The following is a 21,712-nucleotide window of genomic DNA, read 5'->3' as shown; positions in this document are numbered from 1 at the left end:
TGAAAACTGCTGATTGTGTTGTGATGACGCCATGCACAGCACGCTCGGACCGGACTGGGCCATCAGGGGGCTCAACCAGCGGGCCGGTCGCTATCCGCTGTCGGTTGAGGCGCCGGTACTACGGGCTGTCGAAGCGCTCGTGCCCGGGGTGTCGACACTGACGCGCTACATCCGCTACTACGCCTTCTACGCCGCGCTGGCGGCTCACTGCGCTGAGAAGAACCTGGATGACGAGGGGTGTCGGCGGCTATTGCGGTGTGGTGAGGTGGTCTTCGCGGCAGCCCATCACGAGGTACCGGCGGAGACGCCCCCCGGCCCCGCTCACGGTATCGACCGCGTTCGTGCCTTCTACGGGGATCGGCTGGATCTCGCCCGGGCCGCGGCCGAGGGCAAGGACTCGTATTCACCACGTTCCCGAGGCTTCTGGGAACAGTACGGGGGACCTAGCGCGGTCCTTGGCACCACAACGCTTGACGAGGGGGCACTGCGGCCCGGACGACACTCCTGCCCTCACGACGTGCGGCTGCTGTTCCAACCGGTCTTCTCCCTGGCCGAGGCCGATTCGGTGTCTTCCGAGGAACTGGCGGCTCTCAAGGACGTGACCCTGCAGTCGGAACGAAGGCCCGAGGCGCCGTGGATGGTTGATCTATTCACCGCCTCATGGGCGGGAAGGCACGATCCCGCCGAGTGGGAACCCGATGACCTGATTCGACGGGCCAGCCTTCGTGTTCTCGCCCGAGCCGTTGAACTCTACGGCGCGGAAGGCGGTTCGTTCGAGGAGGTGTTGCGCTCGGCCGTGGCGTTCGGCGACCAGATCGACGTGGATCCAGTGCTGTCGTCGATCGAACAGAGCCAGGGATGGCGTGGCATCCTCCTGCGTCATTACTCGATCGGCGCCTGGCGGCGCCTGTGGGCTGCTCTGGTCGCCTCGATAGGAGGAGAGGACGGCGACGCGGATCGAACCCGGGATGAACTGCGCGCGTGGCTGGCTGACCAGCTCGATGACACGCCCGTCGGCGTCGTTCTGGATGAGCTGGGTCCCCTGCAGGACAGCTCAGGACACCCGCTGCCCCGGGAACGTCAGCTGCTGGCGGCAGGGGACCGGCGCGAGCCGCTCACCAACGTCAAACTGCTCCTGGCAGGCGCGCTGCGAGCGCAGGAGTTGACGGGCATAGCTCAGAAGACGTTTCTCGGCCCCAGACGACGTGGAATGGGCGAGATCCTTGATCCAACATGGGTGCGTTTCCTGGCGGAGGATTACCGCGCCCGCTCCTTTAAGGACCTGGGCGCTCGGTTGGTGGATGACATGCTCGCCCAAGCAGCCCGGATCGCACGGGCAAAGATGCGCCGTGACCCGGTGACCGGCAGGCTGCTGCTGTTCTCCCGTGTCCACGAGCGCAACGACCGCTTCTTCAAAACGAGCAACGAAGGCGACGGTGACATCGGCCTGCGCGTTCAGCAACTCGGCGACTTCTCCCTGCAGTTGAACCTTTTCGACACCATTGGGGGCGGATGGACCGTCACCTCCGAGGCCCGCACCGCGCTGGAGCTGGTATGACCGAGGAGACGTCGAGCTGGCGTTTCGCCTCCCCCCTATCGCTGGTCAACGACTGGCGCGACCGTGCCGACCAGGCGTCCCTGCGTGAGCTGGTGTTGTTCGGTTTCACCGTCGATCTGCCCTTTCTTGAGCAGGTCGTCGTCTCCACCGCCCGTGTGCTGGGCGCACGGATCACAGTTCTGGGCGACGCGGGCCAGGGGATGTACGACCCGATAGACGTTCGCCTGGCGGGCAGTTCCTACCTGCACAGCCTGGTCTCCTGCACCGGGGCGTTCCACCCGAAGCTCGCTCTGCTCATCGGCGAGGAAGACGTGTGGATGGCCGTCGGCTCCGGTAACCCCACCCTGTCCGGATGGGGGGCGAACGACGAGCTGTGGACCGTCGTCGCCTCCGATGACGGTGGCGTACACCCTGCGATCGCTCAGGCCGGGGAGTGGCTTTACCGGCTGGCCACCATGCCTGAGGTGAAGATGGCGCCGTGGTGCGCCGAGCTTCTGTGGCACATCGCCACGGACCTCACCGGTCGCCCGATCACAGACGGTATGACAGAGGTCAGACTTCTGGACAACCTTGATCTGGCGTTCTTCGATCAGCTTCCCCGGGGGCCTGTGGACGAACTGTGCTTGTACGCCCCCTTCATCGACCCTACGGGGGAGGCTGTCAGGCGTCTGATCGAGCGTTTCGAACCTCGGGAGACGATCCTTGCAGTGCAGCCCCGATGGACCAGCTATGACGGCAGCGCTCTGCTCAACGCCCTCGCCGGTCACGCGGTCCGGTTACGCCTGTTGTCCGAGACCCATCTGCGGCACGGCAAGCTGATCCAATGGCGTGTCGGGGACAGGCGGCTCGGGCTCGTGGGCAGCCCCAACCTCAGCCGTGGCGCCCTGATGCGCTCGACCGCTGAGGGCGGCAACTGCGAGCTGGCCGTACTCTCGCCTCTTTCCAAAGACCTGATGCCCTCGGGGGAATCCGCGAGCCGTGAGACTATGACAGGCCGCTCCACGATCAGGCCGTCACGGTCATCGCCGTCCCTGGTGTTGCTTGGCGCGTTGGTGCACAGCAACGGACTGGAAGTGACGCTGGCGAGGCCGCAATCGGTGGATGTCAGAATCGACAGTTCGCCGGACGGCTCCCCCCAGTCGTGGCGAGCAGTCGGCGTCATACCGGCTGGGGAGGTGGCTCTGTTACTGACGGTGCCCGAGGCTCCGGGCTCGGTTATCCGTGCGGTCATGCACCGGGTCGGCATCGGTGTGGTGGAGTCTCCACCAGTTTTCGCGGTCAGTCCGGCACGGTGCGCACCCCGCGTCGCGGGAGAGCAGGAGCCCCGCCTTCGCCGGGAGTACACCGTCGAGGAACTCTTCACCGACCCCGTGCTCGCACGGCGGTTCACCGCGGATCTCGTCCAGCTGGTGGAGGTCCTGCCGAGGGGCGTCCGCGTCCGGTCGGCGGCGGGCAGCGGTGACGGTGTCGCCGTCGGATCCTCGATCGAGGACAGGTGGACCGCTCATCTGGAGGAATGCAGAAGGATCCTCGGAACCTCGTTCACCAGGTTGATATATGGGCTCGGAGCCTCTGGACTGCCGGACTCCTCACGGCTGTCCCTCTGGAATCACGTCTCAAGCGTCAAAGATGAAGGAGAGGAGGAGGACGACCCCCAGGAGGGTGCCGACGCTCCGGGGGAGGTGGAATCCGCGGATCGCCATCTCTACCGGCAATGGGCTATGCGCTGGGTCGATGCGGTGACCCGCAAGGACGCCGAGCTTCCGCCGCTGCTGACGCGCATGCTGATAGCCGGCATCTACATCAAGCTGCTGGCCGCCGGTTTGTGGCGTCTTTCGGACGACTCCTGGCGAGAACCTCTCGGTCGGCTCGCCCAGGCCCTCGTACCCCACGATGGTGACAATGTGCCTGTCGAATCCCGCGGGCGGCTGTGTGCGGTGATTGCCACCTGTGCGGCCCTGCTGTGTCAGGACGTCTTCCTCACTGGTGGGAGACCGAACGATCTTCTCGCCGCTCGTGTCTGGGCCACCGTCAAACCCTTGATCGCCGAGGCGGACCCTGAGCTGGCGGAAGACATGCTTCTCCCGCCTGTTCAGCCCCGCGCTCGCGTGGTCTCGGCCGGGAGCCTCCGTCGTCTCATCGAGCTGGCCGCCACCGACGACCCTCTCGCCGAGATGAGAGCCGAGATCGACGCGGCCGGCTGGGAAGTCACCGAAGAAGGCGGGGTGTGGGAGATCACCGGGAGTTTCAGCAATCCCACCCTGGTCGCGGCACGCTTGGCCACAAAGATCGGCAAGTCAGGAAAACCAGCTGTGGTTCTGGCAAGGGCCGGGACGAAACAGACTCTGATCGTGTGGCGGTCACCTGAGTTGGTACTTCTGTCTGATCCTGGACGAACGTGGCGGGTCTACAACATCACGACATCGTTCTCACCCGAGTCCCGCTTCGCCTCGGCGGACATCGGTTCTGTTCCCGGCCTCATCGGTAAACCGCGGAGTGTCTATCTCGCGCCGTCCGCCGAGGTGGATCGTGTGATCAGTAGCTGCGGCTTCGAGACTGTCGCGCTGCGTGACCTGGTCCTCCGGGGTAGAACACACGATGACGCGCCCGAGGGCGGAAACGTGTCCCTGAAGTCGCTGAACCGGAGATCGAACGGTGGAGCTTCTCGGCAGGTGATGGGCGACTCCCGTTAGCGGCCGTCACTTTGGGAGTGAGGGCCCGGATGAGATGTCTACCGGGCGATCGGATCGGGGTTCGAGTCCCTGGCGGCGCACCACACACGAACGAGGCTCAGGTCATCTCGACCTGGGCCTCGTTCGTGTTTCCCGGCGGAGGGTCTCACCCCGGCGCCAGGCGTTCGGTGGACGGCGTGTTCCTTGGCGGTCCCACGACGGTGCGGATCGCCAGGTAGATCAGCAGTCCCATGGGGGAGAGCAGAAGCGTGAAGACCAGCAGCGGTCCCATCAGCAGCGGGTGGACCCGGCGCTCCCTGGAGTCGAGATACATCCAGCGGGCGATGAACACGTCGAAGGCGATGACGTGCGCCCACAGGATGGCGGCGCCGTCCCGTCGCCCGAAGAAGGCGGTGATCAGGTCCAGGTCGGGTCTGCTGACCACCTCCCACAGGTCGGGGAAGCGCGGGATGGCCAGCGTCAGGTAGATCGCCAGCTGCGGCAGGATGATCAGCGGCGAGGAGATGATCCGGTGGGTGATCGACCAGGTCGGGGCGAAGACCATCAACGCCCAGAACGGCACGGTCAGCGGGAAGGTGATGGTGAAGAGGGTGTCGACCGTCATGACAGCCCCTTCCCCACGGCCGCGCGTACGAGAGGTTGCCTGCGTCCGAACGTCACGACCAGCCCCGCGGCCACGACGACCGCGCCGGCCAGGGCGGCCAGGGCGGTCAGGGTGAGGGCGTCGGGGTGGATCAGCGGCTGGGCCCGGCGCGCCTGCCAGGTCAGCAGCACCACGAGCCCGGCGTAGCCGAGCCCGGCGGTCCACACCAGGCCGAGCCGTACACGCTCGGGGGCGAGAGCGGGCAGGCGGCGGGAGAGCGCGGTGAGCAGGAACGCGAGCACCGGCATGACCTGCAGCGCGTGCAGGCCGATGGCGTGGGGGACGCGCATGTCGCCTCCCGTGGTGCTCCAGCCGAGGATCGGCATGCCGGGGCCGCCGTCGGGGACGCCGACGCTGTGCGCGCCCGCGGCCAGGGTTCCCGCGGCGGCGGCCTCGGCGCGCCCGGTACCGCCCACCATGTAGTAGGCGACCATCATGCCCAGCAGACAGACCAGCAGCCCGAAGCGCAGCCCGGCCGTGGTCACCCGGTCACCGGTCTGCTGACGCAGCGCGAGCACCGCGACGACCATGGTGACGACCGCGAGCATCGTGACGAGCATGCCCATGACGCCGAAGACGGCGGCGTCCTGGGGAGTGCTGATGTTGAAGTGACTGTGCCTGCCCCGCGCGGCCTGCACGACGATGAGCCCGACCCCGACCGTGGTGAGCCCGACGATCGCGGTCCCGGTCTTCCTGGCCAGTTCGGGCGTACGGCCGAGCATCGGCAGCAGCCAGGCGAGCGTCAGGCTGTAGACCATGAACGACAGGGCGAACTTGAACGGCTTGAGCCAGACGGAGGCGCCGTCGAGGGTGCGCTCGTCGACGAGCATGCCGGCCGCGCTGAACACGGCGAGGCCGGTCAGCACGGCGCTGAACACGACGAGCGGGCGATGCCAGCCGGAAACGAGGCGGAGGGTGCGTGTCACGGCACCTCCCAGCAATGGATAATCATGTATCGATAGTAGCGCGATCCATAATTTGCTTCAGGCTGGTGAGAGGGGGCGGTGCGGCGTGCGCCGACCGCAGGAGCGGATGGGTGGGAGCCGTCCCGATCGCCTTGTTGACCGCGTCGATGCGGGAGACGGCCGACAGCTTGCCGAAGATGTTGCGCAGGTGCCGTTTGACGGTCCCCTCGGTGATCGCCAGCTGAACGGCGATCTGCCGGTTGCTGAGCGCCTTGGCGACCAGCGCCAGGACCTCCTGCTCGCGTTCGGTGAGGACGCCCTGCGGAGCGGCGCGCGGAGCCGGGGCGATCGCCTGGGAGACCAGCACCGTCACCCCGTGGCGCCCGGCGTGCACGCTGCGGATGGCCACCAGCAGCTCCTGGCTGCGGATGGCCTTGTGCAGGTATCCGTGAGCGCCGGCGGCCAGCAGGTCCTGGACCAGCTGGGGGTCGTCGTGCATGCTCAGGATGATCACTTTGGGCGGCGGCGATATCTCCAGGAGGCGAGGCATGGTCCGCGCGGGATGGTGGTTGGGCATCTCCACGTCGAGCAACACGATGTCCGGCCTGGTACGGGCGGCGAGCGAGATCACCCCGGGGCCGTCAGAGGCGTCCCCCACGACGTGGAAGTCGTCCTCGGCCCTCAGTACCTGACAGAGGGCGTCTCGGAACAGGGTGTGGTCGTCGGCGACGAGAATCCGAATCCGATCATTTGATTCCGGCATGACAAAGCTCCTGGAAGCGGGACCCATATCCGGAGCCGCGTGCCTGCGGACAGGCGGCTGGCGAGGTGGAAAACCCCGTGTAGTAGCTCGATGCGCTCTCTCATGGAGGAGAGCCCCGCGCTGTTCTCCTTGTCCTTGACGATCAGCCCCGTGCCGTCGTCGTCGACCGTCGCGAGAAGGTCTCCTGAGACGATGTCCACACGGGTGACGACCTTGCCGGCCTTGGAGTGCGCGAAGGCGTTGCGCATGCCCTCGCGGAGCACCGCGAAGATCTCGCTCCTGTAGTGGTCGGGCAGCAGGCGCTCGTCCCCGTGGACGGCGACGCTCACCTCGGTCTCCGCCGGTGCGGCGTCCCGGGCGAACTCCTTCAGGGCGACCGCGAGAGGAGGTTCGGCCACGCGCAGCCGGAGCCCGGAGACCAGCCTCCTCGCACCCTGGGAGATCTCGAAGAGCGCCTGGCGGATGTTTCTGATGTCCGCCTCCATGCCCTCGGCCTGCCGCTGGCTCTCGAACAGGTCGAGGTGGAGAAGGGCCATGCTGACGCCGCTGCCGATCCAGTCGTGGATGTCCCGCGCGAGCCGGTGACGGTCGTCGATCTGGGTCTCGTGGATGCGGTCGAGCGTCATGGCGTCCCGCTTGGCGGCCAGGACCTGGGTGAGGGCGAGAATGCCCCGGTTGAGAGTCGTCAGGAACGCCCTGCGCAGCTCCGCCTCGTCCGGATGGCCGTCCAGGATGGAGGGCAGGCGGTCGCACGCCGCGTCGAACAGCTCCGTCCAGCCGAGTGCGGCCTCCAGGGGGTCGATCTGGCTGGTGGCGTGGGCGGGCAGCTCGGTGAACCGCGGGGGGGTTCTCCGCTCCCCGCTCTTGAGCGTCTCAGCGCACTCCGTAAGTACCAATTCGGCCTGTAACCGACATTCCTCCCAGATCTCAGGGCTTCTGACCAGCGGGCTGGACAGCTCCCGCAGGCGGGCTTCGTACACTTCAAGTATTGCTGAACTGTTTAACGTGAATCGCTGGTGAGGTGTGAGCAGTGCGCCGATACTGGTCCCTTGCATCGTCATCCCCGTGCATTTCAATGGACGAACTTCGAGCATGTACGGACCGATCCGCTACGGCTGGTCTGGCTGCAATGAAGTAAGCGAACCATGGAATGCATTGCTGGACTCGTTCCCCCGAACGCCAGCGTAGCCGGTCCTGCTCCTAACATTATCTAGGCAAGGCGTATCCCGTGCAACGTTAATGACACTCCAAAAACAAAATATGACTGTATTCGAGGCACCACGGTCCGCACTGACTGGGGGTGCGGCCGTCGGCAAACATATAGGAAGGCTCACATTTCAATTGCCGACGACCGCTCCCAGCTGGGATTGTGCGCTTGTGTGCTATGTCATTAAGGCCGAATCATATTTCATGAAGTTTCAACGACGTCGTCTGGCCTGGTCCTCCAGTGCCGGATGGCGCCAACCGGCGTCGTGCGGGTTGAGCGTGACGCCGGGCGGAACGATCTTGTCGATCTCGTCGAGCACCTCCGCGGTGAGGGTCACCTCCGCCGCCGGAAGCTGGCTGTCGAGGTGCTCCGCCGTACGGGGGCCGATGATCACCGAGGTGACGGCCGGGTGCTGGAGCACGAAGGCGAGCGACAGCTCGATCAGGCTGACGCCCGTCCGCTCGGCGAGCCCGGCCAGCGCCTCGACCGCCTCCAGCTTGCGCTGGTTCTCGGGCAGCTGCATGTCGTAGCGCTCCGGCAGCACGAAGCTGCGGATGGTGAACGGCAGTTCCCTGTCCTTGCGGTAGGTCCCGCTCAGCCAGCCGCCCGCCAGCGGGCTCCAGGTGATGACGCCGGTGCCGAGGTCCTCGCACACCGGGAGCACGTCGCCCTCGATCCCGCGTACCAGCAGTGAGTACGGCGCCTGCTCGCAGACGAAGCGCTCCCTGGCCCGGAACTGCGAGGTCCAGTGCGCCTCGACGAGCAGGTGGGCCGGGAAGGTCGAGGTGCCGAAGTAGCGGATCTTCCCGGCGCGGACCAGGTCGGTGAGCGCGCCGAGGGTCTCGTCGATGTCGGTGGTGAGGTCGGGACGGTGGATCTGGTAGAGGTCGATCCAGTCCGTGCCGAGCCGGCGCAGGCTGTTCTCGACCTCCTGGAAGATCCACCGCCGGGAGTTGCCGCGCGAGTTCGGGTCGTCACCCATCGGCATGTGGCACTTGGTGGCGAGCACCACCTTGTCCCGCGCGCCCAGGTCGGCCAGGGCGCCGCCGACGAGCTGCTCCGACTCGCCCCCGGAGTAGTTGTCCGAGGTGTCGACGAAGTTCACGCCCGCGTCGAGCGCCGTACCGATGATCTTGGTCACCTCGCTCTGCTCCGAGGTGCCCCAGGAGCCGAACATCATGGCGCCCAGGCAGATCTTGCTCACCTTCAGCCCGGTACGGCCGAGCACGCGGTATTCCATGGTGGTCACGGGTCACACTCCTGCGGGGCGGGGCGCCAGGTCGATGTCGTCGGCGTCGCTGGCCTCGCGCACGCCGAATCTCTCCCACACCCGCTTGAGCGGGGCGGGCGCCCACCACGCGGCGTGGCCGAGCAGGCGCATCGTGGCGGGGACGAGCAGGCCGCGGACGATCGTCACGTCGACGACGACCGCGATGAGCAGGCCGACGCCGGCCATCTTCATGAACGTGATGCCGGAGATCACGAAGCCGCCGACGACCACGACGAGCAGCAGGGCGGCGCTGGTGATGATCCTCGCCGTGTGCTGGACGCCCAGGGCGATGGACTCGACCGGGTCGCCGGTGCGCTCCATCTCCTCGCGGATGCGCGACAGCAGGAAGACCTCGTAGTCCATGGCCAGGCCGAAGGCGATCGCCACGATCAGCACCGGGAAGTTGACGTCGATCGCGCCGACCGGGACGAAGCCCAGCAATCCGGACAGCCAGCCGTCCTGGAAGATCAGCTTGATGGCGCCGAAGGAGGCCGAGAGCGACAGGAGGTTGAGCACGATCGACTTCAGCGGCAGCACCACCGAGCCGAAGGCGAGGAACAGCACCACGAAGGAGACCACCGCCACGAACAACGCCATCCACGGCATCCGGGAGATGACCATGTCGACGATGTCCACCCGGGAGGCGGGCATTCCGGTGAAGGAGGCCTTGGTGCCGGGCGGCGGGGCGACCGCGCGCAGGTTCTCGACCATCGTGCGGGCCTCGGGGGACATCGGGTCGATCGAGTAGCCCATGGCGAGCCTGGCCTGGTCGGCCGCGGTGCCGGTCACCCGCGCGCTGTCCACGTTGGCGACCGCGTCGAGCCTGCGGGCGTAGGCGTCGAGGGCGGCGGTGTCGGCCTTGCCCTCGACGACCGAGGTCACCAGCTTGGCCGGGTCGTGTGAGAAGTCGGTGGCCAGCTTCTGGGTCACCAGGCGGGCGTCGGCCTGCATGGGCAGCACCCAGTCACCGGGACGCGCCCAGTTGACGCCGAGGAAGGGCAGGCCCAGGCCGACCAGCACGACCACGATGACGGCGGTGAAGGCCAGCGGGCGTCGCATGACGGACTGGGTGAGCCGGTACCAGCGGCCCTCGGTCGCCGGGACGGTCGTGACCTGGCCGCGGCGCTCCTTGCGGCCGTTCACCCGGGGCCCGGCGTAGCGCAGCACCGCGGGCAGCACGGTGAGCGTCGCCAGTACGGCCAGCAGCGTGACGCCCGCCCCCGCGAAGCCCATCGAGAGCAGGAACCTGGACGGGAAGACCGTCAGGCCGGCGAAGGACATGGCGACGATCAGGCCGGAGAAGGCGATGGTGCGGCCCGAGGTGACCATGGTGCGCCGTACCGCCTCGTCGACGGAGTGGCCGTTGCGCATCTCCTCACGGAACCGGTTGACCATGAGCAGGGCGTAGTCGATGGCCAGACCGAGGCCCAGGATGCTGATCACCTGGATCGCGAACGTCGAGATGTCGGCGAAGAAGGTGACGAAGCGCAGCACGGCGAACGAGCCGAAGGCCGCGGTGAAGCCGATGAGCAGTGGCAGCGCCGCCGCTATGAAGCTGCGGAAGATCAGCACCAGCAGGATGAGCAGGAGGGGGACCGACAGCGACTCGGCGAAGATCAGGTCGCGCAGCGTCTGCCGGTTCACCTGGTCGGTCATCGAGGTCAGGCCGCCGAAGCGGACGGTCAGGCCGTCGACCTTGAGTTTGTCCTGGATCGCGCGCAGTTGCAGCACGCGTTGCTGGTCGTTGCTGGAGTTGAGCTGGATCGCGACGTAGGTCGCGTGCTTGTCCTTGGAGACGAAGTCCGGGGACTTGGTCGTCCAGTAGGTCTCCAGGCGCAAGACGTTGTCACGGGGAACCGCGGCCAGGGCGCTCTGGAGGGGGCCGGAGAAGGCGGGGTCGTCGACTGTCTTGTCCGGGCTCTCGTAGAGCACCACGAGGTCGTTCGCGTACCGGCCGAGGGGGCCCGCGACGATCTCGTCCGCGTGCACCGACTCGCTGCCCGGGTCGTCGAAGCCCGCGCCGCCACCGAGCCTGCTCAGCACGCCCGATCCCCATCCGCCTGCCACGACGGTGAAGAGCAGGGTGCCGATGACGACCCATAGTCGGCGTCTCGCGGCGAACCTGCCAAGTGCGGAGAACATCAGTCCCCTCCCATTGGACGCCAGTGGATAGTGGATATCACTACTATCGATAAAAACCCGATAGTGATAATATCTACTATCTGTGCGAGTCTTCGCAAGGTCCTTTGAGATGGAGGCGTCTTGTGAATGTGCGAGGCGGCGGCCTGTCCACGTTCCTGATCACCGGGGTTGCGGCCTTCATGGCGTCGATGGACAACCTCGTCGTCACCACCGCGTTACCGACTATTCGTGACCGCTTCAACGCCTCACTTGAGAGCCTTGAGTGGACGGTGAACGCCTACACGCTGACATACGCGATCTTCCTGCTCACCGCGGCGATCCTCGGGGATCGCTTCGGGCGGCGCAGGGTCTTCGTCGGCGGCGTCACCCTGTTCACCCTGGCCTCGGCGGCCGCGGCCATGGCCACCTCCGCGGAGTGGCTCGTCCTGGCGCGGGCCGTGCAGGGCGTCGGAGCCTCGGTGATCTTCCCCCTCGCGCTGACCCTGGTGGTGCAGTCCGTGCCACAGGAGCGCAGGGGCATGTCCATCGCCGGGCTCAGCGGCATGAGCGGCCTGGCCATCGCCGTCGGCCCCTGGATCGGCGGCATGATCGTCGAACTCGGCGACTGGCACTGGGTGTTCTGGATCAACGTCCCCATCGGGGTGATCCTGGTGCCGCTCGCGCTGCGCATGCTGACCGAGAGCCACGGTCCCTACAGCCGTCTCGACGTCCGGGGAACCCTGCTGGTCACGCTCGGCCTGCTCGGCGTCGTCTTCGGCATGGTGCGCAGCACCACCCTCGGCTGGGGAAGCCCGCAGGTGATCGCCCCCGTCGCGGCCGGAGCCGCGCTGCTGGTCTGGTTCGTCCTCTTCGAGGGCCGGGTCCCCAACCCGGTCGTGCCGCCCAGACTGTTCCGCAGCAGGGGGTTCACCCTGTCCAACCTGGTCGCGCTGCTCGTCCAGGGCGGCATGTTCGGCGCGGTCTTCCTGCTGACGCAGTTCCTGCAGCACGTGCTGAACTTCTCGCCCATGGGGGCCGGGCTGCGCACGCTGCCGTGGACGATGATGCCCGTCCTCGTCGCCCCGCTCGCGGGCATGTTCGGCGAGCGGCTCGGCGTCAGGCGGCTCATGGTGGCCGGCGCGGTCCTTCAGGGCGGGGCGCTGGCCTGGTTCGCGCTGGTCGTCTCCTCCGAGGTCTCCTACCTCGTGCTGCTGCCCGGAATGGTGGTCGCGGGACTGGGCATGGGCCTGTTCTTCGCGCTCAGCGCCAGGCAGACGCTGGACTTCGTCTCCGTGGAGGAGGAGGGGGTCGCCTCCGGCGTCAACAGCTCCATGCGGCAGGTCGGCGTGGTCATGGGCATCGCCGTACTGTCCGGGCTCTTCGCCGCCACGGGCGGCTACTCGGGGCCTGAGGAGTTCGTCTCCGGCCTGCGGCCCGCGCTGTGGGCGGGCACCGTCATCCTCGCCCTGGGGGCCCTCGCCGCACTGCTCACCCCGGCCCGTCCCCCCGCTCCGGTCGCCCGGATCGAGGAAATCAAGCCGCTCAGAACCGTGGAAAGTGGATAGCGGAGGGTTCGCTGTCTATCCTGAATCGATTCGATGCGGTCAAGGCCGTTCCTCCGGTCGTCTCCGCCCACTGGGAAGACGGCCGGGGGACGTGGCAGGGGGAGGGGAGGAGAGGTATGCGGATCGCGGAGCTGAGCCGTCGCAGCGGAGTGCCGATCCCGACGATCAAGTACTACATGCGGGAAGGGCTGCTGCCGCCGGGTGAGCGGACCAGCCCCAACCAGGCGCAGTACGAGGAGACCCACCTGCGCAGGCTCAAGCTGGCCAGGGCGCTGGTGGAGGTCGGTGGCCTGAGCATCGCCGCGGCGCGCGACGTCCTCACCCTGATGGACTCGCAGATGAACAGCCTCAGCGCGCTCGGCAAGGCCCAGTACGCCCTGACGACCCGTCGCGATCACGTCGAGGACGAGGCCTGGGCCGAGGCGTCCCGCCAGGTCGAGGAGCTCATCGCCAAGCGGGAGTGGCGGGTCGGCCCCCGCAACCCGGCCAGGCTGAGCCTGACCGAGGCGCTGGCCACCATGCACCGCCTGCGGCAGGACGACTACTTCGCCCTGCTCGGGGAGTACGCCGAGACGGTCGGCCACCTGGCCGAGCTGGAGATCACCGCGATCATGGGCAGGCCCGACCTCGACAGCATGGCGGAGGCCGTGGTGATCTGGACCGCGATCGGCGACGCCGTGGTCTCCTCCCTCAGGCGCATCGCCCAGGAGGCGGAGACCGCCCGGCGCTTCGGCGGCTACGTGGACGACTGAGGAGCCCTCCCCCACGAGAGACGAACAGGCGCCGGACCCCGACGGGGTCCGGCGCCTGTCGTCGTTCGGGCTCCGGGTTCAGAAGGGCAGCAGGCAGGCCGCGCCGGGGACCTCGACCGCCGGGGCGCCGTCCAGCGAGAGCAGGCCGGTCTCGGGGTCGACGGTCAGGGAGACGACCGTCCCCGCCGACTGGTTGGCCAGGCGCAGCGTCGTGCCCGACGCGTCGAACACGAGGTCCCAGGGCATCGTGCTGAGCGGCTCCTCGGAGAGCCTGAGGTTCTGCACCGGCTCCAGGTGCGCGCCCTCCTTGTCGACCCGCAGCACGGTGAGGCTCTCGTGGCCCCGGTTGGCGACGTAGACGAACCGGGCGTCCGCCGACAGGACGAGCGCGGACGGGGCGTTCCAGCCGTCCTCCCCGTCGGGGAGCGTGGGAGCGGAACCGGCCGTCCACAGGGCACCCGTCGAGGGGTCATAGCCGCAGACCGTGACCGTGGAGACCAGCTCGTTGACCACGTAGAGGTAGCGGCCGTCCGGGTGGAAGACCAGGTGACGGGGGCCGGTGCCCGCGCCGAGGTGCACCTGGCTGTGCGGGACCAGCAGCCCCTCGTCGAGGCGGTAGACGTACAGCTGGTCGTTGCCCTTGTCCGGCACGAGCACGCGGTCGCCGGTCGGGTCGGGGACCGTCACGTGCGGGTGCGGGCCGAGCTGGCTCAGCTCGTTGGGGCCGGAGCCGAGGTGCTTGACGGACTGCCGCACCGGGCCGAGGCTCCCGTCGTCGTTGACCGGGAAGACCACGACCTCTCCCGAGTCGTGGTTGGTCGCGTAGACGTGGCCCGCGTGGACGAGGACGTGGATCGTCCCCGCGCCCTCGGTCGGCTGGTCGTTCAGCGGGGTCAGCGACCCGTCGTCCCCGACCGTCAGCGCGAACACCCGTCCCTCGGGGGCGTTGCTCGCGGCGTACAGGGTCCGGCCCGACGGGGACAGGGCCAGGTGGAACGGGTTGACGATGTCGGTGAACGTACCGGTTACCGCGCCCGCCTCGATGACCGTGATCCCCGTCGCGGGGACCTCGGTCCAGGAGTAGGCGCCCACGAAGGTCGGCATCGTGGAGTTCCTCTCTGTTGTCTGGGTCAGTTGAGTGCGACGACGGCCCGGGGACGGGCCAGGACCTTCTCCCCGCCGCAGCGGACGGTCAGGTCGACGCGGACCCGGGAGCCGTCCAGCTTCTCGGCGACCACGCCGTCGACGACGAGTTCGACGCCCGCCTCGTCGTCCGGGACGACGACGGGCCTGGCGAAGCGGCCCCCGCATTCGAGGACGGCCTGCCGTCCCGCCCAGTCGCTGACCAGCCGCATGGCCACGCCCATGGTGAGCATGCCGTGCGCGATGATCGTGGGCAGGCCCGCCTCCGTCGCGGCGCGCTCGCTCCAGTGGATGGGGTTGAGGTCGCCGGAGGCGCCCGCGTAGCGCACCAGGTCGCCCCGGCGGATCACGTGCGACAGCCGGGGCAGCGCGGTCCCCGGGGTGACGTCGTCGTATCGAGGCAGCGGTTCAGTCATCGCTCTGCGCAATCAGTGTCGAGGTGGTGGTGCACACGTGCTCGCCCGCGACGGTGCGCAGGTCGCTGGTGAGGGTGACCGTGTCGGTCGAGCCGACGCGGCCGACCTCGCTGATCGTGACCGTCACGGTCAGCTCGTCGCCGTCCCTGATGGGGCGCCTGTGCTCGAAGCGCTGGTCGCGGTGGAGCAGGCGCGTCAGGTCGAGCCCGAGATCGGGGTCGCTGACGACCTCGACCTCGGCGCGCAGGGTGAGCGCGATGGCGAACGTCGGTGGGGCGGCCGGGTCGTCGCTCGTGTCGCCGATCGCGGCGGCGAACTCGCGGATCTTCTCACGGCCGACCAGATAGGGAACGGTGGCCGGGTAGACCCGGCCGGCGAAGGCCGGATTCAGCGGCACCTCGACCTCCTCGGCTTGAGGGCGGTTGCGGGGGGAGACGTAAATCACGCCGGGCGGTCTGGACACGTCCCGACCTGCTTCTCATTGGTGGTGCTATGTCTCTTTGGAGACATCCGATGTGTCTTTAGCGCAGTATCACTATTTGCGGTGGCATATGCAGACTCTCCTCCGTCAGGTCATTTCCCTGGGGGGGAGAGAACATGATCAACTTTTCCATCCTCGGCTCCTTCGAACTGCGGACCGAACAGGGGGTCTGGGTCCCGCGCGGTCCCAAGGTCCGCAGGCTGCTCGCGTTGCTGCTGCTCAGGCCCGGTCAGGTGGTCGACATCGACACCCTGGCCGAGGAGCTGTGGGACGGGGCGCCACCGAAGACCGTGGTCGCGACGATCCGCACGCACGTCTACCACCTGCGCCAGATGCTGGCCAAGGAGAGCGGCGAACCGGGGCTCGCCGATCTGCTGATCACCGAGCCGACCGGCTACCAGCTCCGGGTGACGGAGGACCAGGTGGACATCCGTCACTTCCAGCGGCTGGTCGCCGACGGCAGGACCGCCCTGGTGGCGGGCCGTACGGCGGAGGCCGCGCGGCTGCTGCGCGAGGCGCTGGGCATGTGGCGGGGGGCGCCGCTGACCAACGTTCCGCTCGGCCCGGTCCTCACCCGTCACGTCGCCCACCTGGAGGAGAAGCGGATGAGGGCCATGGAGCTGTCCGTCGAGGCCGACATGCGCCTGGGCCTGCACCGCGAGCTGATCCCCGACCTGCGCGGCCTGGTGGCGAGCAACCTGCTCAACGAGTGGTTCCACGCCCGCCTCATCGAGGCGCTGCACCTGTCGGGCCGCCGGGGTGAGGCCCTGCTGGCCTTCCGCGACCTGCGCAGGGTCCTGCACGAGGAGCTGGGCCTGGAACCGTCAGCCGAGCTGCAGCGGCTCCACCACGAGATCCTGGCCGAAGCCGGGTGAGCCCCCGCCTCCTGTCCCGGCGACGACCGGGAAGGAGGCGGGCGCTACCGCAGCGCCACGATGGTCCTGGGCATGGTGAGAACCTTGCCGCCGTCGCTCCCGCCGAGCCGTACGGCCACGCTGAGCCTGAGCCTGGGCGGCTCCAGCTTCTCCATGACCGTGGCCTCGACCGTCAGCTCGACGCCGACACCGTCGTTGGGCACCGGGACGAGCCGGGGGAACCGGCCGCCGAAGTCGACGACCGCTCCCGCGTCGCCCGCCCAGTCCGTCAGCACGCCCAGCGCCAGGCCCATGGTGAACATGCCGTGCGCGATGGGACTCGGCAGCCCCATCGCCACCGCCGTCCTGTCGTCCCAGTGGATGACGTTGTAGTCGCAGGCGGCGCCGCCGTACCTGACGAGGTCCTTGCGCTCCACCCGGAACGTACGGCCCGGCAGCCGGAAACCCGGCTCGATGTCCTCGTAGCGAGGCCGTGCGGCCGTTTCGACCGTCACCGGACGTCACCCCCCTCCTGGCCGAAGATGACGAACGTCGACCGGCCGGTGCACACGTGCTCGCCGTCGGCCGCGGTGAGCGTGCTCTCGTAGGTGACGACGTCGTTGCCCGCCACCGAGTCCACGCCCGCGAGCCGTACCGTCACGGTCAGCACGTCCCCGGCGTGGATGGGCCGGTTGTAGGCGAAGCGCTGCTCGCGGTGGACGAAGCGGTTCTGGTTGGCCGCGCCCAGCTCGGGGTCGTGCACCGCGTCGTGCTCGGCCTCCAGGGTCAGCACCATGGGGAAGCTGGGCGGGGCGATGATGTCCGGATAGCCGAGGGCCCGCGCCGCCTCGGTGTCCCAGCAGGCGGCGTTGCCCTCCCGGACGGCGGCGGCGAACTCCCTGATCTTCTCCCTGCCGACCTCGTAGGGCGCGGTCGGCGGGTAGACCTTGCCGACACACCCCTCGTTCATCGGCATTCGCGCACCACCAGGCAGCCCGCGTTGCCGTCACCGCCGATGGAGGTCACCAGCGCGACACGGGCGTGCTCGGCGGGCTCGGCGCGCCACAGCGCCAGGACCGCGGCGATCTGCAGGGGGACGCTGGCGCTGTACAGCTCGCCGAGCGTCTCGGACACCCGGACCGTGGGCACGGAACGGCCCAGCACCTCGCGCAGCGCCCGCTCCTCGGTCTCCTCGGCGCCGAGCTGGCCGGCCGCGCCGACCGCGACGACGTCCACCTCGCCGGGGGAGACCCCGCTGCGCTCAAGCGCCCGCTCGATGCCCGAGCGCAGCCCCTCAAGGCGGCCCTCGGCGTCCCTGGCGCCGTAGTAGCCGACCTCGCAGGCCAGCAGGTCGGCCAGGCCGGTACGGCCCTCGGCGGCGACGGTCTCGCCGTCCTCGACGAGGAAGGCCGCGGCCCCCTCACCGACGGCCGCGTCCTCGCGGAGCGCGCCGGACTTGTGCCAGCCCCAGGCCGCCACCTCCGACAGCTCCTCGATGCCGCCGATCAGCAGCCTGCTCGAACGCCCGTCGCCGATCGTGGTGCGGGCGAAGCGCACCGCGGCCAGCCCCGCCGCCTGACCGCCCGACATGACCACGTTCACCCCGGTGAGGGAGTTGCGGATCGCGATCTGGCCGGTGCAGGCGTTGGTGACGACGTTGGGGAACCTGGCGGGGTTGACGAGGTAGGGCTTCTCCTGGAGGAGGGTGTCACGGCCCACCTCAAGCATGCTGACCAGACTGCCGGTGTTGGTCGCCATGACCACCCCGGTGTCGGCGCGCTCCTCGTCGGTGAGGGGCCTGCCGTACTCGTCCAGGGCCAGCTTGCAGGCGATCAGGCCGAGCAGGGTGAAGCGGTCGATGTGACGCAGCCCCTTGCGGCCCAGGTGCTCGGCGACCTTGAGGTCGGGCACCGCCCACAGGGGCCGCGGCGGGTAGCCGTCGGTCACGTCCTCGAAGCCGCTCACCGGCGCGGTGTGCGCCTCGACGCCGGAGCGCAGCGCGCCACCCAGGACGTCCAGGCCCAGGCCCGCGGGTGAGACGACCCCGCAGGCCGTGATCGTCAAAGGTCTGACGGCGACGGTCGTCGTCACGCCACCCTCCCGAAGATCGTAACGACGTTGTTCCCGCCGAACGCGAGACCCTGGTTCTGCACGATGTTCGGTGTGGCCGTACGGGCCTTGCCCGGGACCACGTCGAGCCCGTCGCCCAGCGCCGGGTCGAGCTTGTCCAGGTTCGCGGTCGGCGGCAGGAACCCGTCCTGCAGAGCCTTGCCGCAGACGATCGCGCCGAAGGCGCTGGCGGCGCCCATCGTGTGCCCGATCATCGACTTGATGGAGCTGATCGGCGGGATGCGCTCACCGAACACCTCACGGACCGCGCTGACCTCGGTGTAGTCGTTGGTCGGCGTTCCGGTGCCGTGCGCGCAGATGTAGTCGATCTGCTCGGGCTTGACCCCCGCGTAGCGGTGGGCGATGCGGATGCACTCGGCGATGCTCGGCGCGTCCGGGTTGACCATGTGCCGGGCGTCGCAGTTCACGCCGTAGCCCAGCACCTCGGCGTAGATCGTGGCCCCCCGGGCCACGGCGTGGTCCAGCGGTTCGAGCAGCAGGACCGCGCCGCCCTCACCGGTGAGGATGCCGGAGCGGTTGAGGTCGAACGGCCGGGACAGGTCCTCGGCCAGCGCGCCCAGCCGGTAGAACCCGGCGTGGCAGGCCCGGTTGACCGCGTCCGCCCCGCCGGCCAGCATGAAGTCGGCCTCGCCGGTGCGCACCAGGTCGTAGGCGTAGCCGAGCGCCATGTTGCTCGCCGAGCACGCCGTGGGGATGGTCTGGGCGTCACCGGTGAGCCGCAGCTCGTGGTTGACGGAGTTGGCGATCTGGCTGACCGGTGTCATGGCGGCGAGCCGCCCGTCCACCTCGCCGAGCCCGTCCGTGACCCACTGCTCGACCGCGGCCTGCAGGACCTGGGCCTCGCCCGCGGTGGTCCCCATGATGGAGCCGGCCCGCGAGGCGGACAGCAGCTCCGGGTCGAGCTTCGCGTCCTGTACGGCCAGCCGCGCCGCGGCCGCCGAGAACAGGCTGCTGCGCCCCCAGCGCTCGACGTCGAGCCTCTCCAGGATCGCCTCGGGCTGGAAGTCGTGGACCTCACCGGCCGTCGTGTACGGGAAGTTGCCGGCGTCGAAGCTGGCGATCTTCGAGGCGCCGTTGCGTCCCTCTCGGATGCCCTCGATGAAGTTCTCGACCCCGATGCCTATGCTGCTCACCGCCCCGAGGCCGGTGATGACCACCCGGTGGTGTTCAGACACCCTGGGACTCCCGGCTGTTGATGGTCCCCACGACGTCGAAGACGCCCTGGAGGTTGGGCATGTTCGGCAGCTCGTCCTGCGGCACCACGATCCCGAGCTCCTTCTCGATCCTGGCGAGGATCGTGATGAGCGAGAGGGAGTCGGCGTCGTATTCGTCGATGAAGTGTCCCTCTGCGGTGAGCTCGCCGTCCTCCAGTTCGAGCTCCTGGGAGATGATGCCGCGGATCTTTTCCTGCAGAACGTCCAGAGTCATTATCGGATTCCTTTCGTGAATGCGGATCACCGCTGGAAAACGACATTAGGGGGATGTGGATATAAGGGGCAAGGCGGCGGATCGAAAGTGGTATGCGGGCGCATTTTTATGGCACTTTTATTTGAATTTCATCGCGCCGTGCCACAGTGATCTCCGACTTATTCCGGCATTTTGTGGAGGTACGGATGACGACCGGGGACCTGATCTCCCCACGGGAGCTCAGCTTCGGCCGTACGGTGGAACGCCGCCTGGTCCACAGGGCCTCCGTCGCGGAGGTCTTCGTAACCGACCTGGTCCCGGCGGGGGAGTCCCGCTTCCTGGCCGCGGCACAGCTTCCGCTCAGTCACGGCTACTACAGCGACCATCTGTCGCGACCGGCCCACTTCGACCCGCTGCTCATCCTTGAGGCGGGCAGGCAGGCCGGCATCGCGGGCGCCCACCTTCTCGGGCTCCCCCCGGACACCACGATGATGGTCAACACCTTCTCGCTGGACCTGCCGGACCCGTCCGCGCTGCGGACCGGGCGCAGGCCGGGTGAGCTGCGGATCGACAACCACTTCGAGACCATCCGCGTCAGGGCGGGCAAGGTGCGCAAGGGCGCCGTCCGTCAGGACCTCTCCATCGGCGACGTCCCGATCGGCACGCACACCATGGAAGTGCAGATCGTCACGCACACCGAGCACGAGGCGCTGCGCAACGTGCTGCGCGGCACCCCCGCCCCCCTGACCGGGGACCTGGAGGACGTGCCCGCCCCCGACCAGGCCGAGCCGTACACGGTCGGCAGGGTCAGCCCGATGAACGTGGTGATCTCGCAGGTCGAGCGGGGTCCATCGGCGGTGAGCGCCAGGGTGACGCCGAGGTACGGCAACCGCGCGATCTTCGACCACGACTACGACCACCTGCCCGCCATGACCCTGACCGAGGCGGCCCGTCAGCTCGCCCTCGTCGTGATGGGCGACGTCACCGCCTGGCCGGCCACGGTCTCCGGATCCTTCGGGCGGTTCGCGGAGCTCGACCAGCCGGTGCTGGCCGCGGCGACCCGTACGGACTCGGGTGACGGCACCGCAACGGTGAACGTCGCCTTCATTCAGGAGGCGATCACGATCGCCGAATCGACCATGGTGATGGTGCCCCGATGACCCAACCCGTCCTGGCCGTGTGGACCGACTTCGGCGGCGTGCTGACGCCGCCCATCAGTCACACCCTGGCCGTCTTCTGCGAGAGGCAGGGCATCCGTCAGGAGCCGCTGATCGACGCGATCCTCAAGGTCACCGCGTCGTACGGCACGGACGACGTGATGCTGCCCATCGACACCCCGCTGGTCACCGAGCAGGAGTGGCTCGCCCAGATCGGGGAGCTGCTGCGCGCCGACCACGGCATCGACCTGCACATGACGACCCTCGCCGACGCCTGGTTCGACGGCAGGGAGCTGAACAAGGAGTGGGCCGACCGGCTGCGGGAGGTCAGGGCCGAGGGACTGTTCGTCGGGCTGCTGTCCAACATGGTCCCGGCCTGGGACGCGCACTGGCGCCGCATGCTCAGCCCCGACGGCCTCTTCGACGACGTCGTCCTGTCCTTCGAGGTGGGCCACCGCAAGCCGGCCAGGGAGATCTTCGACCTGGCGGTCGAGCGCTCCGGCATCCCCGCCGCGCAGTCCCTGTTCGTCGACGACCTCGCCAAGAACTGCGAGGGAGCCGAGGCGGCCGGGTGGCGCGCCATCCACTTCACCGACGCGCAAACCGCAATCAAGGCTCTGAACGAGCAGTTGGGAGTGTGAGCTCAA

The 21,712-nt window shown here is 68.4% G+C and carries 21 protein-coding genes and 1 pseudogene; 8 read left to right on the top strand and 14 right to left on the bottom strand.

The window, feature by feature from the left end; genetic code table 11:
- The first annotated feature begins 31 nt into the window (after window positions 1–31).
- From ABZ470_RS01805 to ABZ470_RS01795, 3 genes and pseudogenes are all read left to right on the top strand, one after another.
- The gene (locus ABZ470_RS01805; RefSeq protein WP_362909337.1) at window positions 32–1,558 is read left to right on the top strand and encodes a hypothetical protein; all 1,527 of its coding nucleotides are present in this window, start codon (window positions 32–34) and stop codon (window positions 1,556–1,558) included.
- Window positions 1,555–4,251 carry a hypothetical protein gene (locus tag ABZ470_RS01800; RefSeq protein ID WP_362909335.1) on the top strand — a complete coding sequence of 899 codons (2,697 nt, stop codon included), beginning with the start codon at window positions 1,555–1,557 and terminating at the stop codon, window positions 4,249–4,251. The genes ABZ470_RS01805 and ABZ470_RS01800 overlap by 4 nt, the downstream gene beginning before the upstream one ends.
- Window positions 4,251–4,334, top strand: a pseudogene (locus ABZ470_RS01795). The gene ABZ470_RS01800 and the pseudogene ABZ470_RS01795 overlap by 1 nt, the downstream one beginning before the upstream one ends.
- A 62-nt stretch (window positions 4,335–4,396) precedes the next feature.
- On the opposite strand, the gene ABZ470_RS01790 reads toward ABZ470_RS01795, so the two are convergent.
- The 6 genes from ABZ470_RS01790 to ABZ470_RS01765 form a co-directional block, all read right to left on the bottom strand.
- Window positions 4,397–4,855: an ABA4-like family protein gene (locus tag ABZ470_RS01790; protein ID WP_352010341.1), complete on the bottom strand. Its 459-nt coding sequence runs from the start codon at window positions 4,853–4,855 to the stop codon at window positions 4,397–4,399.
- Window positions 4,852–5,820 carry a hypothetical protein gene (locus ABZ470_RS01785; RefSeq protein ID WP_352010342.1) on the bottom strand — a complete coding sequence of 323 codons (969 nt, stop codon included), beginning with the start codon at window positions 5,818–5,820 and terminating at the stop codon, window positions 4,852–4,854. The genes ABZ470_RS01790 and ABZ470_RS01785 overlap by 4 nt, the downstream gene beginning before the upstream one ends.
- A gap of 22 nt (window positions 5,821–5,842) precedes the next feature.
- Window positions 5,843–6,562 (bottom strand): response regulator transcription factor, encoded by a 720-nt coding sequence (locus ABZ470_RS01780; protein ID WP_352010343.1) that lies wholly within the window; start codon window positions 6,560–6,562, stop codon window positions 5,843–5,845.
- Window positions 6,481–7,542: a histidine kinase gene (locus ABZ470_RS01775; RefSeq protein WP_362774012.1), complete on the bottom strand. Its 1,062-nt coding sequence runs from the start codon at window positions 7,540–7,542 to the stop codon at window positions 6,481–6,483. Before ABZ470_RS01775 ends, ABZ470_RS01780 begins: the two co-directional genes overlap by 82 nt.
- A 438-nt stretch (window positions 7,543–7,980) precedes the next feature.
- Entirely contained in the window at window positions 7,981–9,009 is a 1,029-nt protein-coding gene (locus ABZ470_RS01770; RefSeq protein WP_352010733.1) for an aldo/keto reductase, read from the bottom strand.
- Between the two features lie 12 nt (window positions 9,010–9,021).
- Window positions 9,022–11,181 (bottom strand): MMPL family transporter, encoded by a 2,160-nt coding sequence (locus tag ABZ470_RS01765; protein WP_352010345.1) that lies wholly within the window; start codon window positions 11,179–11,181, stop codon window positions 9,022–9,024.
- A 122-nt stretch (window positions 11,182–11,303) separates the two neighbouring features.
- Between ABZ470_RS01765 and ABZ470_RS01760 the strand changes: the two genes are divergently transcribed.
- Window positions 11,304–12,725, top strand: coding sequence for an MFS transporter (locus tag ABZ470_RS01760; protein ID WP_352010346.1), 1,422 nt, complete (start codon window positions 11,304–11,306; stop codon window positions 12,723–12,725).
- Between the two features lie 116 nt (window positions 12,726–12,841).
- Entirely contained in the window at window positions 12,842–13,477 is a 636-nt protein-coding gene (locus ABZ470_RS01755; RefSeq protein WP_362909331.1) for a MerR family transcriptional regulator, read from the top strand.
- Window positions 13,478–13,555: 78 nt separating this feature from the next.
- On the opposite strand, the gene ABZ470_RS01750 is transcribed toward ABZ470_RS01755, so the two are convergent.
- Genes ABZ470_RS01750 through ABZ470_RS01740 form a run of 3 tightly spaced genes read right to left on the bottom strand, consistent with a single transcriptional unit; the run spans window position 13,556 to window position 15,499 of the window.
- A complete protein-coding gene (locus tag ABZ470_RS01750) occupies window positions 13,556–14,581 on the bottom strand; it encodes a lactonase family protein (RefSeq protein WP_362909329.1) in 1,026 nt (341 codons plus the stop codon).
- Between the two features lie 26 nt (window positions 14,582–14,607).
- Entirely contained in the window at window positions 14,608–15,036 is a 429-nt protein-coding gene (locus ABZ470_RS01745) for a MaoC/PaaZ C-terminal domain-containing protein (RefSeq protein ID WP_362909327.1), read from the bottom strand.
- A complete protein-coding gene (locus ABZ470_RS01740) occupies window positions 15,029–15,499 on the bottom strand; it encodes a MaoC family dehydratase N-terminal domain-containing protein (protein ID WP_362909325.1) in 471 nt (156 codons plus the stop codon). The genes ABZ470_RS01745 and ABZ470_RS01740 overlap by 8 nt, the downstream gene beginning before the upstream one ends.
- Before the next feature lie 134 nt (window positions 15,500–15,633).
- Here ABZ470_RS01740 and ABZ470_RS01735 point away from each other — a divergent pair, with 134 nt between their 5' ends.
- The gene (locus ABZ470_RS01735; protein ID WP_352010351.1) at window positions 15,634–16,392 is read left to right on the top strand and encodes an AfsR/SARP family transcriptional regulator; all 759 of its coding nucleotides are present in this window, start codon (window positions 15,634–15,636) and stop codon (window positions 16,390–16,392) included.
- Between the two features lie 44 nt (window positions 16,393–16,436).
- Here the strand turns inward: ABZ470_RS01735 and ABZ470_RS01730 are convergent, their stop codons facing one another.
- Genes ABZ470_RS01730 through ABZ470_RS01710 form a run of 5 tightly spaced genes read right to left on the bottom strand, consistent with a single transcriptional unit; the run spans window position 16,437 to window position 19,929 of the window.
- Window positions 16,437–16,886 carry a MaoC/PaaZ C-terminal domain-containing protein gene (locus ABZ470_RS01730; protein WP_352010352.1) on the bottom strand — a complete coding sequence of 150 codons (450 nt, stop codon included), beginning with the start codon at window positions 16,884–16,886 and terminating at the stop codon, window positions 16,437–16,439.
- Window positions 16,883–17,347 (bottom strand): MaoC family dehydratase N-terminal domain-containing protein, encoded by a 465-nt coding sequence (locus ABZ470_RS01725; protein ID WP_352010353.1) that lies wholly within the window; start codon window positions 17,345–17,347, stop codon window positions 16,883–16,885. Before ABZ470_RS01725 ends, ABZ470_RS01730 begins: the two co-directional genes overlap by 4 nt.
- Window positions 17,338–18,462, bottom strand: coding sequence for a beta-ketoacyl synthase N-terminal-like domain-containing protein (locus tag ABZ470_RS01720; RefSeq protein ID WP_362909323.1), 1,125 nt, complete (start codon window positions 18,460–18,462; stop codon window positions 17,338–17,340). The genes ABZ470_RS01725 and ABZ470_RS01720 overlap by 10 nt, the downstream gene beginning before the upstream one ends.
- Window positions 18,459–19,676 (bottom strand): beta-ketoacyl-[acyl-carrier-protein] synthase family protein, encoded by a 1,218-nt coding sequence (locus ABZ470_RS01715; RefSeq protein ID WP_352010355.1) that lies wholly within the window; start codon window positions 19,674–19,676, stop codon window positions 18,459–18,461. The genes ABZ470_RS01720 and ABZ470_RS01715 overlap by 4 nt, the downstream gene beginning before the upstream one ends.
- The gene (locus ABZ470_RS01710) at window positions 19,669–19,929 is read right to left on the bottom strand and encodes an acyl carrier protein (protein WP_184719879.1); all 261 of its coding nucleotides are present in this window, start codon (window positions 19,927–19,929) and stop codon (window positions 19,669–19,671) included. The genes ABZ470_RS01715 and ABZ470_RS01710 overlap by 8 nt, the downstream gene beginning before the upstream one ends.
- A gap of 185 nt (window positions 19,930–20,114) precedes the next feature.
- On the opposite strand from ABZ470_RS01710, the gene ABZ470_RS01705 reads away from it, so the two are divergent.
- Together ABZ470_RS01705 and ABZ470_RS01700 are read left to right on the top strand one after the other, a co-directional pair.
- Window positions 20,115–21,068: an AfsA-related hotdog domain-containing protein gene (locus tag ABZ470_RS01705; RefSeq protein ID WP_352010356.1), complete on the top strand. Its 954-nt coding sequence runs from the start codon at window positions 20,115–20,117 to the stop codon at window positions 21,066–21,068.
- Window positions 21,065–21,706, top strand: coding sequence for an HAD family phosphatase (locus tag ABZ470_RS01700; protein ID WP_352010357.1), 642 nt, complete (start codon window positions 21,065–21,067; stop codon window positions 21,704–21,706). The genes ABZ470_RS01705 and ABZ470_RS01700 overlap by 4 nt, the downstream gene beginning before the upstream one ends.
- Window positions 21,707–21,712 lie beyond the last annotated feature (6 nt).

It is taken from the genome of Streptosporangium sp. NPDC020072, from assembly GCF_040631445.1.
In the GTDB taxonomy this organism is placed as follows: domain Bacteria; phylum Actinomycetota; class Actinomycetes; order Streptosporangiales; family Streptosporangiaceae; genus Streptosporangium.
Note: the sequence above shows the minus strand (reverse complement) of the source record. Positions and strands in the feature narration are given on the sequence as shown.

Coding starts and splice junctions, on each gene's coding strand:
- ABZ470_RS01805 (WP_362909337.1), top strand. CDS start 32: ATGCACAGCACGCTCGGACCGGACTGGGCCATCAGGGGGCTCAACCAG.
- ABZ470_RS01800 (WP_362909335.1), top strand. CDS start 1,555: ATGACCGAGGAGACGTCGAGCTGGCGTTTCGCCTCCCCCCTATCGCTG.
- ABZ470_RS01790 (WP_352010341.1), bottom strand. CDS start 4,855: ATGACGGTCGACACCCTCTTCACCATCACCTTCCCGCTGACCGTGCCG.
- ABZ470_RS01780 (WP_352010343.1), bottom strand. CDS start 6,562: ATGCCGGAATCAAATGATCGGATTCGGATTCTCGTCGCCGACGACCAC.
- ABZ470_RS01770 (WP_352010733.1), bottom strand. CDS start 9,009: ATGGAATACCGCGTGCTCGGCCGTACCGGGCTGAAGGTGAGCAAGATC.
- ABZ470_RS01765 (WP_352010345.1), bottom strand. CDS start 11,181: ATGTTCTCCGCACTTGGCAGGTTCGCCGCGAGACGCCGACTATGGGTC.
- ABZ470_RS01755 (WP_362909331.1), top strand. CDS start 12,842: ATGCGGATCGCGGAGCTGAGCCGTCGCAGCGGAGTGCCGATCCCGACG.
- ABZ470_RS01750 (WP_362909329.1), bottom strand. CDS start 14,581: ATGCCGACCTTCGTGGGCGCCTACTCCTGGACCGAGGTCCCCGCGACG.
- ABZ470_RS01745 (WP_362909327.1), bottom strand. CDS start 15,036: ATGACTGAACCGCTGCCTCGATACGACGACGTCACCCCGGGGACCGCG.
- ABZ470_RS01735 (WP_352010351.1), top strand. CDS start 15,634: ATGATCAACTTTTCCATCCTCGGCTCCTTCGAACTGCGGACCGAACAG.
- ABZ470_RS01725 (WP_352010353.1), bottom strand. CDS start 17,347: ATGCCGATGAACGAGGGGTGTGTCGGCAAGGTCTACCCGCCGACCGCG.
- ABZ470_RS01710 (WP_184719879.1), bottom strand. CDS start 19,929: ATGACTCTGGACGTTCTGCAGGAAAAGATCCGCGGCATCATCTCCCAG.
- ABZ470_RS01705 (WP_352010356.1), top strand. CDS start 20,115: ATGACGACCGGGGACCTGATCTCCCCACGGGAGCTCAGCTTCGGCCGT.
- ABZ470_RS01700 (WP_352010357.1), top strand. CDS start 21,065: ATGACCCAACCCGTCCTGGCCGTGTGGACCGACTTCGGCGGCGTGCTG.